Below are 10,962 nucleotides of genomic sequence, written 5' to 3'. Positions count from 1 at the left end.
CTCGTAGCAGGCCCGCGCCAGCGCGTGATCGGTGCAGGCCATGTTGGACAGGGCCCCGTGCAGTTTCAGGTGGCGCACCTGAGTTCCGGCCGCCCGTGCCATGCCCTGCGCTGCGCCCAGCTGGTAGCGGATCATATTGGCCAGTGTGCCATGCGGCACATGCATCTTGCGCCGCCCGAAGCCCTGCAAGTCCAGGAACCCGGGATGGGCGCCGATCCCGACGCCGTTGTCATGCGCCAGCGCCATGGTCCGGGCCATCACATCCGGATCGCCCGCATGAAAGCCGCAAGCAATATTGGCCGAGGAGACGATGTCCAGCAGCGCCGCGTCATCCCCCATGGTCCAGGGGCCGAAGCTTTCACCCATGTCGGCGTTCAGGTCGACGGTCTTGGTCATGCGGTCTCTCCCGTTGCAAATGGGTCCGCCTCCGCAGAGACCGCCCCGCTGATCAATTGATAGGATAACAGGTCCCGGAGCGCTGCCGGATCGCGTACCAGCGGGCGGCAAGCTGCGGGCAGCCCCTTTAAAACCGTCTCAAACCTGGCCTGAATTTCCAGAGCCTGTTCCAGGCTGGTCCAGCAGAAGCGGAGCGCAGCGCCGCCCTGCGCCTGCGCCACCTTGGGGAGATCGCATGGCAGAACGGTGCCGATCCGCGGGTAACCGCCAGTTGTCTGGCATTCGCGCAGCAGCACGAAGGGCTTGCCATCGCCGGTCATCTGCACATCCCCCGGCAGGATCACTTCGGACAGGATGTTGAGCTGGCCATCAGCGGCAAAGCCTTCGCCGTCCGAGACCATTTCCACCCCCATCCGGTTGGCACGGCTGCCGCGCCGGAAAGCCGTGGCCGCAAACCGGGCACGGACCGCCTCGGGAAACAGGCTGCTTTGGAAGCTTTCGATAATACGCAAATCACCGCCCTGAAAACGGTCCTCGGCGGCCAGCACCAGACCTGTTTCACAATTCCGGTCTGTACCGGCAGGCAGCAAGTCTCCGGCTTCGGCCGCCCGCCCCAGCCCCGCCATCAGATGCACAGCGCGGGAGCCAAGCAGCGGCTCCGTGGCAATGCCGCCGCCAAGATGCAGGTATCCATAGACGCCGCGGCGGGCGGCACCGATTGACAGACGCTGGCCCGCCTCCATCCGGTGCGACGCATTCCAGGCCAGCGGTTCACCCTCCAGCACCGCCGCCATCGGCGCGCCGGTCAGGGCAATGCGCAGGGGGCCGGTTGCTTCGAACTCGCCGCCCATGCCACCCATTTCCAAGGCTGCCAATCCGGAATCCTGCCGCAGCAGCGCAGCCCCCTCGGCCAATGCCAGCGGGTCAGCAGCGCCGCCTTGGGACACCCCCTGCCCCAGCAAACCGGGCCGCCCCATATCCTGGACCGAAGCTGCCGGTCCGATCCGCAGTATCTTGAGGCCGCTCATGCTGCGATCTCCGAAACGACGGCGCCGCCAAGCAGCGGGTCATCCTGACAGTGTTTCAGGAAGTCCGGTTTGGAGACCGGCTCAAACTGCATCTCATCACCCGGGCGCAGAACAAAAGGCTGCGCTGCCCCCGGCTGGAACAGGGTCAGCCCGGTCTGACCCACATGGCGCCAGCCGGTTGGTGCCGGATTGGAGAACAAGACGAACTGGCTGATCGCCTGCACCAGCGCGCCGCGCGGCACCAACGGTGTCAGCTCCGTCTGCCGTGGCAGGTTCCATTCCGGCCCCAAAGACCCAAGGTAGGGCTGGCCGGGGGCAAAGCCGATGGTCAGCACCCGCACCTGTGCAGCACCCAGGCTTTCGATGGCCTGTGCCTCGCTCATCCCCGCGGCATCGGCTGCTTCTCCCAGCTGGGGTGCCAGATCGGTGCCGTATACTGTGGGCACCCGCCAGAACCGGCGCCCGGGCGGCAGCGGCGCCTGCAGCCAGTTTTGGGCCGTCAGAAGGGTCTGCAAAGCAGCCTCCAGCGCCTCATGCCGCAGTTCTGCAGGATCAAAACGGACAAAGACCGAGGCCAAAGAGGCCATGGTCTCTACAACCCCTTCAAGCGGCAGCGCTTCCACCGCACTGCCAAAAGCCAGCGCGGCACGGTTCGAGGCCTCGCTAAGGCTGCTGTCAAAGCTCACCAGCATGCCGTTCTGCCCGGCCCGCCGGACCAGCGGATAGGCTGGTGCGTCCTGGCTGTTCATGTTTTCACCCCGTCATTTTTGCGCGCAAGCGTTGCGGTGCAAACAGAGAGTGTCAACATGTCAATTCATCGAAAGCCTTGCCGCTGCCACAGGCAAGAACCGCAAGCCGGCTTCAGAAATCATCCCACCCTTGCGCCGCAGGCAGCGCCTCTGCATCCAAACCGCCGGCGCCTTGTGCCGCCGGGGCTGCTGTCGGCGCTGCTGCCGCCGGGCGCTGGAAAGCCACCACATCCGCACCCGGGACGGGGGCCGGGTTGCCTGCGGAGCTGAACTTGGACACTTCGCGGGTCAGCTGGCTGGCGTCCGCGGACAGCAACTGGCTGGCGGCCGAGGTTTCCTCAACCATCGCCGCATTCTGCTGGGTCACCTGGTCCAGCTGTGAAACACCAAGGTTGATCTCGCTCAGCGACGTTGCCTGTTCCTTGGCGCCAGTGGCAATCCCGCTGATGTGGGTGGAAATATGACCCACACTGTCAATGATCTGCTTAAGCTCAATTCCGGTTCTGCCAACCAGGTCCACACCGCTGGCCACCTGCTGTTTGCTTTGACCGATAAGCTGTTTGATCTCGCCGGCCGCCCCAGCAGACCTTTGCGCCAGCGCCCGCACTTCTGAGGCAACAACCGCAAAGCCACGGCCTGCTTCCCCCGCCCGGGCCGCTTCGACCCCGGCATTCAGCGCCAGCAAGTTGGTCTGAAAGGCAATGTCGTCGATCATCCCTATGATCTTGGCGATTTCCTCAGAGGAACTCTCGATCTGCGACATCGCCGCAACAGCGTCCGAGACAACCTGGCCGCTGCGTTCCGCGGCAGTCTGGGCCTCGCTGACGATGCCTTCCACCTTCTCTGCACCTTCCGCCGAGGAATGCACCGTGCCGGTCAGCTCCTCGATGGCCGCTGCGGTTTCCTCCAGCGTGGCAGCCTGGCTCTCGGTACGCTGAGACAGGTCGCTGGCTGATTTGGAAATCTCATCCGCTGTGCGTCCGACAGCTTCGGATACTTGCGTCACCGCGCCCATCGCTGTGCCAAGCTGCTCCGCCGAGCGGTTGAACGCCTCGCCCAGTGCGGCAATGTCCGCCTGATCGGACAGTTTGACCCGGAAGCCCAGATCCCCCTGGCTCATCGCGTCCAGCCCCTTGGCAATTTCCTGCAGCCCAAGACGGCGCACCGTTACATCAGTGGCCACTTTGACCACCCTTTCCACTGTGCCATCCGCATTTTCAACCGGAGCATAGGTCGCCTGGATCCAAATGGTGGCGCCGTCTTTGGTCACCCGCGGGAACTGATCCGTGAACACACGGCCAGCGGCCAGGTCTTTCCAGAATGACTTATATTCCGCACCCGCGGCAATTTCAGGCGCCACAAACATCGAATGATGCCGGCCCGTGATTTCTTCCAGCCGGTATCCCAAAGCAGCAAGAAAATTGCCGTTTGCGGTCAGGATTGTGCCGTCCGGTTTAAATTGGATTGTCGCCTGAGTGCGATCGACCATACCGGCAATAATCCTGGCACCGCTATCCTGCTCTGCGGGCCTGGACGCTTTGAATTTGAAAAACAATGAATTTCTCCGCGCGTTCCTGATTCTCGATGGCTCGCGCCGAAAGTACCGTGAAACCAACAGAAAATTCTTAACGTCCCTGGATACATGCGCCTAAGTGTTCAGCCCCGGCATCTGGCTGATCGGATCCTTTATGAACCTGTTTGGATCTGAAGTGTAAATCTTGCAGATGCACCAATATGGCGTGCGTGCTGAGTGTTTTGAAACGGCAGCATATCCCGGACTCGGAGCAATTCTGCGAACCCACTTGCATTCCGCATCTTGTGCGTTTGATTGAGGACATCGTTGGAACCGAAGGACCGATTGCTGTGACAGGTCCGCACCGATATTGATCGACATCAATTATGGTTGACTGTCTTGCAGTTAGCAGGCCGAACGGGGACGGCGTCGCAAATTTCAGCCTACTCCCTGCAATTAGCGTCCTGCCAAGCCCCTGGTCACTGCCCTTGGCCAGTTTGGGTTCCCTGGCCGGTTCACGGCGGATTACGGATTATCTGCCGCCTCCGACAATGTCAGCAACGGAACCAGATCCGCCTTGTTTCTGATCAGATCGGCGACGGTGCTGCGGTCGAGGACACTCAGAAACGCATTGACCGCTTCAGCAAAGACCCCTCGAAGCCCGCATTGGGGCTGGATCAGACATTCTCCGCAATTGGCAACTTCGAAGCTTTCCTCCATGCTCCGTACGACTTGCCCCACATTGATTTCGCTAGCGGCCTGTCCGAGCTTGATGCCGCCGTAGCGGCCGCGAACGCTCATGACGTAGCCTTGCCGGACCAGCTCGCTGACGATCTTCATCAAAGAGCTGTGCGGCAGACCGTAGATGCGGCTCAATGTCTCAATCGAGTGCAGCTCTTCGGGCTTGGACGCCAGAAAAATAAGAATTCTCAACGCGTAATCAGTTGTCAGGTTCAGCTTCATGCGGGGCTCCGATCACGCTTTTAATATTCATTTGGGTTGCATCTTTCAATGCCGCAATCATACATGCATCCAGCCTGAATGTTTCAGGCGGTGAAACTCACGACGCAGGCCGCAGGCTTGCCAACCGACAAATCAGGAGCGTGCAATGGCACAGCCACTCAGCCAAACCACCATCGACACCGTAAAGGCGACCGTTCCGGCGCTGGCGCAGCATGGGCGCGAGATCGTAGCAGAGATGTACGACAGGCTGCTGGCCGATCCGGAAATCCGCACACTGTTCAACCAGTCGCACCAGGACGGCGACTCCCCGCAGCACGCAGCATTGACCAACGCGATTCTGGCCTATGCTCAGAACATCGAAAACCTCCCGGTGATGGCCGCAGCGGTCGAGCGTATTGCAAACAAGCATGTGGGCCTGCAAATCGAACCCCGCCATTATGATCATGTCGCCAGCGCCTTGCTGGCCGCGATCAAGGCAGTTCTCAAAGAGGCGGCGACCGAGGAGGTGGTCCGCGCCTGGGGTGAAGCCTATTGGTTCCTGGCCAATATCCTGATTGGCCGCGAAGAGCAGCTTTACCAGGACACCGCAGCGGCAGAGGGCGGCTGGCGCGGCTGGCGGGAGTTCCGGATCGACAGGCGGATCCAGGAGAGTGCTGACGTGATGTCTTTTGTCCTGAAACCCGTCGATGGCAAGCCCCTGCTGAAGCACAAGCCGGGACAATATCTGTCCTTCGATCTTGATGTGCCCGGGGCAGGCAAGCTGCGCCGCAATTATTCGATTTCCTCAGGGCCATCGAATGAGTTTTACCGGATCACGGTCAAGCACCAGAAAGGCGGCCAGGCCAGCACCTGGCTGCATGAGCAGGCAGTCGAAGGCACCATGGTTAATGTTGCTGCACCGGCTGGAGAGTTTTTCCTGAAAAGTGGCCAGGAGGCTGATGTTGTCCTGCTGTCGGCCGGTGTCGGGCTGACGCCGATGATTTCCATGCTTGAGGTTCTGGCCGCAAACAATCGCGGTGCGACCTACCTGCATGCCACACAAGACAGCAGGCATCACGTCATGTCTGATATCGCGCGATCCCTGTCCCGCCGGTGCGTCACATTTTTTGAGGATCCCAGTTCCGAAGACCGGGCAGAAGCAAACTTCGATGTGGAAGGCCGCATCACTCCGGAGTGGCTGACCCGGAACACCAATACAGATCAGGCTGAATACTACATCTGCGGTCCAAAGGGATTCATGTCGATGGCTGTGAACGGCCTGAGGGCGGCTGGCGTTGACGAGAACCGAATCTTCTACGAATTTTTCGGGCCAGCGCAGGATTTGGACGCCGCGTAGCAGCAAAAAGGCGGCACAAGAAGAACGGTCCTTCCGACCGGGCACCCGTATCGGGGGACCACGATCGTCGAGAACCATGCAACGCGAAGCCGACCGCATCTGCCTTGCGGTCGGCCGTAGCCAAAGCGGCAAGTGGCTATCAGAAGTTAATTAAACAGCTAAAATCACATGGCCATGATTCAAACTTGCTGCAAACTGCGTGAGTGACTGCTTTCCCCTCTGCAATGCAGCAGTGGATTTGTAGCTGCGCAGCTGGTTTGCATGCTTCGCGCAAAAGAAATTCGGCACGCCCGCTTTGGTCTGAGGGTGTGTGGAAACTCACCTGGTTTCCCGACGATGGGGATGTTTCAGTCGATTTTTCGGAGGCAGCCGGATTTTGGGTCGATTTAGTGCCTTATGCGCCGGAGAGGGTTGAATCCGCGCCGTGTCCTACGCCCTCCCTCGGGCGTCGTTCCCGCTGGGAACCGGCTGTTGGAATCCTCGCTTTGGTCCTTTTGGTTCAGGCTGCTTTGAACTTGGTATGGTCGCGCATGATGGCGTGAAGAATTATCGCTAGCCGCCGAGCCAAGGCGACTCTGGCTTTGCGCATTGCTGAGCGGGCCGCAATGCCGAGCGCCCACGATTTCAGTTTGATCGGAGCCGTGCATCTGGTGAGCATGACGTTTGCCGCCTCATAGAGGAGCGTCCGCACTTTGACATCTCCACGTTTTGTGATGCTGCCCGTGTAATCAATTTCGCCGGACTGATGCCGTTGCGGCACGAGCCCGAGATACGCTCCCGCGTCACGCGATTTCTTGAAGCGTGATGGATCGTCAAAAGCGGCCGCGAAGGCCAGCGCGGTTATTGGGCCGACGCCCGGCACTGTCATTAAACGTCGGCAAACGTCAGATTTTCGAGTCATCTTCCTGATGTCGGCGTCGATGACGGACAGGGCTGTCAGAATAGCTTCGCGCGCTGCAAAGAGCCACGTAGCGCAGCATGCAAGCCGGGTACACCATCGCTGACTTTCAGTGCCGCATCCCTGAACGCAGGCGACAAGGCTCGAGGCAGCCGCACACCAAACACGACCACTAGGCCGCGGATCAGATTATCTGAGCTACCCCCTGAATTTCGGACACTGACGTAAGCTGCGATTTGCTGTCTGCTGATCTTCGACGAAGAGGAGATCAGAGATGTCGAAACGGAAGAACCATTCGCCCGATTTCAAAGCGAAAGTCGCGCTTGAGGCTCTGAAGGGCGAGCGGACTGTTGCTGAGCTGGCGAGCCAGTTTGGCGTTCACCCAACGATGATCCACAGCTGGAAGCGGGCTCTTCTGGAGGGCGCGTCCGGCGTGTTCAAGCGCGGCGGCAGGAAGCCCCAGGAGATTGACGAAGAACAGGTCAAAGAGCTGCACGCCAAGATTGGGGAGCTGGCCGTTGCCAACGATTTTTTGTCACGAAAGCTCAAACCGTGGATCGGCAAGTGAGGAGGAAAATGATCGAGCCTGCCAATGCCAATCTGCCCATTAGCAAGCAGTGCAAGCTGCTGTCGATCTCGCGGTCGTCGTTCTATTATCAGCCCAAAGGCGAGACGGCTCTGAACCTGATGCTGATGCGCCGGATCGACGAACAGTTCCTGGAAACGCCGTTCTTCGGTGTGCGGCAGATGACTTGGCATCTGCGCAATGAAGGTCATTTGGTGAACGAAAAGCGGATCAGGCGGCTGATGAGGGTGATGGGGCTCATGCCGATCTACCAGAAGCCCAACACCCGCTGCCCGGCAGCACATGCAAAGCATGTGCGAGAGGGGGCAGGGCTGCGAAGGGGCACAAGACCTACCCCTATCTGCTGCGTGGTCTGCGGGTGGGGCGCCCGAACCAGGTCTGGGCGGCAGACATCACCTATCTGCCAATGCGCAAGGGGTTCCTGTATCTGGTGGCGATCATTGACTGGCACACGCGCAAGGTGCTGGCCTGGCGCATCTCGAACACGCTGGAAGCGGACTTCTGTGTCGAGGCGCTGAACGAGGCCATCCACAAGTTCGGCCCGCCCGAGATCATGAATACAGATCAGGGCAGCCAGTTCACGTCCTTCGCCTGGACGGACAGGCTGTGGCGATCCGGTGTGCGCATCTCGATGGATGGCAAAGGCCGGTTCCTCGATAACATCTTCGTCGAGCGGCTTTGGCGGAGCCTGAAATACGAATGCGTCTACTTGCATGCTTGGGAGACCGGATCAGAGGCGAAGGTCGGCGTCGGAAAGTGGATCGAGTTCTACAACCGAAAACGCCCACATTCCGCCCTTGGCGGCAAACCCCCGGCCGTGGTCTATTGGCTGAGAAAACACAAAACCCAACCCGATCAGCAGGAGCAGAGAGTAGCTTAAATTACGCCAGAACCTGTCCAACAATTGGGGAGTAGCTCAATCAATCATCACGCGCTGCCCGACTAACTTTTTGCGAGCTGCGATAAGGGACCGGACTGCATGAGCAGGCAGGGATTTGACGCGGGTCGGTTTGTAGAATCCGGTCCGAGCCAAGTGGGCCAAACCGCGCGCATCGTTCCTATCCGTCTTATGCCCTGCCAGCGATTTGAGCGCCTGGTAGGCCTGTCTGCTTTCAATGCATTGCACAGGAACGCCGCGCTCTGTGAGGCCGTGATACAGCCTGGGAGCCATTCTGCCGGTCTCAAACACCGCGTCCTTACAGTCAGGTCCAGCGGCCAAGAATTCTGCTATCGCAACTGACGACGTTTGGGTTTTCCCTTCCCGGATCAAAGTACCTTCGCGATCAAAGACGCAAATATGGGGCTCTTCCATTGAGACATCCAACCCGGCAAAGTAATCCATCTGGTAGCTCCTCAAAATTACGTACGGTCCAGACACCACAGTGTCTTGGTAGGCCCAGATGATGATTGCGCCATATTGAAAAACTCCTTCTTGATTGAGGTGTCCGCGGCTAATTCGATTCCCTCATTGGGTGGGAGGATCGGCGATGATAGGACCGCGGCAAGAGGCGCAACCGGCGCTATTTTACAAGTTCTCGCTCGAGGATTATGTCCCGCAAACCATCTCCTGCGCTCCATCGGCCGGTTTGTGGATCTGTCCGGGATCCGCAGCTACCTTGCCGATTTCTGCAGCCACACGGGTCGGCCTTCGATTGATCCCGAGCTGCTGATCCGCATGTTGCTGGCCGGCTATTGCTTCGGCATCCGGTCGGAACGGCGGCTGTGTGAAGAGGTCCACCTGAACCTCGCCTATCGCTGGTTCTGCCGGCTTGATCTGAGCGACCGGGTCCCGGATCACTCGACGTTTTTGAAGAACCGCCCCTTTTGGCAGATTGCTTCGCAATCGCCTGCCGGGCAATGCATGGCCGGTTTCACGACAGCGAACTGTTGCGGCATGTCTTCGAGACAACCGTCGCGCTGTGTATCGAGGAGGGTCTGGTCAGCGGGCAGCGCATGATCGCGTCCGGGAGCGTGTTTCGGTGATCCAAAGCAAGACTAAGCAACCTGTGCAGTTCGAACTGACCGAAAATACTAGAGAAACTGTACTGGCCTGGGTCAAGTCGCCCGAGATGTTTGCATGCCCGTTCATGTTTCCAAGTCGCTTCCATGATCGGCCTCACATCTCGACTCGCCAGTACGGTCGGCTGGTCCGCGACTAGGTAATAGCGATTGGGTTGGAACCAAGCGCCTACGGCACGCTTTCGCTCCGCCGTACGAAGGCAGCGGAAATCTATCAAAAGACTGGCAATCTCCGCGCAGTCCAACTTCTGCTTGGTCACAGCACGGTGCGTTACCTGGGCGTTGAACTTGAAGATGCTTTGAGCATCGCTGAGCGTATCGACATCTGACCTACCTTGGCGAACGGTGCAGCCGTTCGCCATTCCGAAGCGGAGGCCCAACCTAAACGCAGCGTTGGTCGGTAGCGAGCCCATCTTTACCGGATGCTGCAGAAAAGACGTACGGCAGCATCACAGGTTTGCAGAGTTTTGGATGCCTGCAAGGCCTGAAACAGAGGTCGGCGACCTACAGATCTCTAAAAACCGGACAATCAGCGCTGTTTGCACAGCTTGGCGTGAGCGGGCAATCACCACCCTGTATTGCCCGATGTTTTCCTTGAGCGGCCGCGCCACGATGGGGTCGCCTTCAGTCGTGCAGTCCTGTTTGGGCGGGAAGCCTGCAAGCGTAAAGCCGAACCCCTTGCCGACGTAGGCCTGCACTAGCTCGCGGGATTGGGACTGGAACGGCACGTCGGGGTGAATCCCCGCAGCTTGCAGCAGTTGAAGGTAGCTTGGGCCGGGGCCAGCAGGCGAGACGGAGATATATGGCAGACCGGTCAGGTCGGACAGGCTGATCTGACTCTTCGCTGCTAGGGCGTGTGACGCTGCCAACAGAACCAGGGGTGGCAGCTCCAAATGAACTTCAGCTTCATGCCGCTTTGGATCAAGCCCCTGGTCGAAGACCACCAGCACATCCACCTCGCCAGCATCCAGCGAGTCAATCAATGCCGGATAGACTGCTTCCTTCACCTCGATACGGACACCGGGATGGCTTTCGCAGAAGGCGAGCACCGCAGGCAGAACAATCCGCTGCGCCAGTGCGTGATGGGTGCCGATGTGAAGCCTGCCGGCGCGGCCTGACGCTAAATCTGCGGCGTGTTTGTCCAGCGTCCCTGCCTGCGTCAGAAGCGCGTTGGCTTGGGCCGTGAATTCTTCGCCAGCGCGGGTCAGCCGCATGCCTTGTGCGGGAAACCGGTCAAACAGGGTCAGGCCGGTGGCGGCCTCCAGCTTGTCCAGAGCCGAGGCGATGGCTGCGGCAGAGACATTCAGCTGCCGCGCCGCCTGGGCAATACCGCCCTGCCGTGCGGTTTCCGTCAGGTAGGTAAGCTGGCGAAGGGTGAAGCGAACCATTGGGAAAATCTCTCTTTGAAACAGATTAAATCAGTTTTTCCAGCCTTTGGGCAGGCCCTATGCTGCCTGCAGGTAACGGCGGAGGA

Annotated in this window: 7 protein-coding genes and 5 pseudogenes (1 of these 12 cut by a window edge); 4 read left to right on the top strand and 8 right to left on the bottom strand. The window is 59.6% G+C overall.

What is annotated here, in order from left to right:
* From ETW23_RS00980 to ETW23_RS00955, 5 genes are all read right to left on the bottom strand, one after another.
* On the bottom strand, nt 1-396 hold the 5' portion of the coding sequence (locus ETW23_RS00980; protein ID WP_134828834.1) for a LamB/YcsF family protein. 378 nt of this gene lie to the left of the window's left edge; 396 of the gene's 774 nt are visible here — the first part of the coding sequence; it begins with the start codon at nt 394-396; its stop codon lies off the left edge, out of view.
* Nucleotides 393-1,424 carry a biotin-dependent carboxyltransferase family protein gene (locus ETW23_RS00975; RefSeq protein ID WP_134828833.1) on the bottom strand — a complete coding sequence of 344 codons (1,032 nt, stop codon included), beginning with the start codon at nt 1,422-1,424 and terminating at the stop codon, nt 393-395. Before ETW23_RS00975 ends, ETW23_RS00980 begins: the two co-directional genes overlap by 4 nt.
* On the bottom strand, nt 1,421-2,173 hold the full coding sequence (locus tag ETW23_RS00970) for an allophanate hydrolase subunit 1 (protein WP_129369599.1): 753 nt from the start codon (nt 2,171-2,173) through the stop codon (nt 1,421-1,423). Before ETW23_RS00970 ends, ETW23_RS00975 begins: the two co-directional genes overlap by 4 nt.
* Before the next feature lie 112 nt (nt 2,174-2,285).
* Entirely contained in the window at nt 2,286-3,662 is a 1,377-nt protein-coding gene (locus ETW23_RS00965; protein ID WP_134828832.1) for a methyl-accepting chemotaxis protein, read from the bottom strand.
* Nucleotides 3,663-4,211: 549 nt separating this feature from the next.
* Nucleotides 4,212-4,649 carry an Rrf2 family transcriptional regulator gene (locus ETW23_RS00955; protein ID WP_134828830.1) on the bottom strand — a complete coding sequence of 146 codons (438 nt, stop codon included), beginning with the start codon at nt 4,647-4,649 and terminating at the stop codon, nt 4,212-4,214.
* Between the two features lie 145 nt (nt 4,650-4,794).
* Here ETW23_RS00955 and hmpA point away from each other — a divergent pair, with 145 nt between their 5' ends.
* Nucleotides 4,795-5,985, top strand: a complete 1,191-nt coding sequence (hmpA, locus tag ETW23_RS00950) for an NO-inducible flavohemoprotein (protein ID WP_134828829.1) — start codon at nt 4,795-4,797, stop codon at nt 5,983-5,985.
* Between the two features lie 499 nt (nt 5,986-6,484).
* Here hmpA and ETW23_RS25560 read toward each other — a convergent pair.
* Nucleotides 6,485-7,158, bottom strand: a pseudogene (locus tag ETW23_RS25560) (IS110 family transposase); the annotation flags it as partial.
* Between ETW23_RS25560 and ETW23_RS00940 the strand changes: the two are divergent.
* Nucleotides 7,158-8,349 (top strand): annotated as a pseudogene (locus ETW23_RS00940) (IS3 family transposase). The pseudogenes ETW23_RS25560 and ETW23_RS00940 sit on opposite strands and share 1 nt — an antisense overlap.
* Nucleotides 8,350-8,388: 39 nt before the next feature.
* Here ETW23_RS00940 and ETW23_RS00935 read toward each other — a convergent pair.
* Nucleotides 8,389-8,811 (bottom strand): annotated as a pseudogene (locus ETW23_RS00935) (transposase); the annotation flags it as partial.
* A gap of 145 nt (nt 8,812-8,956) precedes the next feature.
* Between ETW23_RS00935 and ETW23_RS00930 the strand changes: the two are divergent.
* Nucleotides 8,957-9,419: pseudogene (locus ETW23_RS00930) on the top strand (transposase); the annotation flags it as partial.
* Nucleotides 9,420-9,424: 5 nt separating this feature from the next.
* Nucleotides 9,425-9,817: pseudogene (locus ETW23_RS25555) on the top strand (tyrosine-type recombinase/integrase); the annotation flags it as partial.
* A 120-nt stretch (nt 9,818-9,937) separates the two neighbouring features.
* Here ETW23_RS25555 and ETW23_RS00920 read toward each other — a convergent pair.
* Nucleotides 9,938-10,876, bottom strand: a complete 939-nt coding sequence (locus ETW23_RS00920; RefSeq protein ID WP_134828827.1) for a LysR family transcriptional regulator — start codon at nt 10,874-10,876, stop codon at nt 9,938-9,940.
* Between the last annotated feature and the right edge of the window lie 86 nt (nt 10,877-10,962).

The sequence above is a fragment of the Leisingera sp. NJS201 genome (assembly GCF_004535885.1).
GTDB lineage: Bacteria > Pseudomonadota > Alphaproteobacteria > Rhodobacterales > Rhodobacteraceae > Leisingera.
This window is presented reverse-complemented; position numbering and strand designations above follow the sequence as displayed.

What these genes read in the sequence shown, in the direction of transcription:
- ETW23_RS00975 (WP_134828833.1), bottom strand. Translation starts at nt 1,424, where the DNA reads ATGAGCGGCCTCAAGATACTGCGGATCGGACCGGCAGCTTCGGTCCAG.
- ETW23_RS00970 (WP_129369599.1), bottom strand. Translation starts at nt 2,173, where the DNA reads ATGAACAGCCAGGACGCACCAGCCTATCCGCTGGTCCGGCGGGCCGGG.
- hmpA (WP_134828829.1), top strand. Translation starts at nt 4,795, where the DNA reads ATGGCACAGCCACTCAGCCAAACCACCATCGACACCGTAAAGGCGACC.
- ETW23_RS00965 (WP_134828832.1), bottom strand. Translation starts at nt 3,662, where the DNA reads ATGGTCGATCGCACTCAGGCGACAATCCAATTTAAACCGGACGGCACA.
- ETW23_RS00920 (WP_134828827.1), bottom strand. Translation starts at nt 10,876, where the DNA reads ATGGTTCGCTTCACCCTTCGCCAGCTTACCTACCTGACGGAAACCGCA.
- ETW23_RS00955 (WP_134828830.1), bottom strand. Translation starts at nt 4,649, where the DNA reads ATGAAGCTGAACCTGACAACTGATTACGCGTTGAGAATTCTTATTTTT.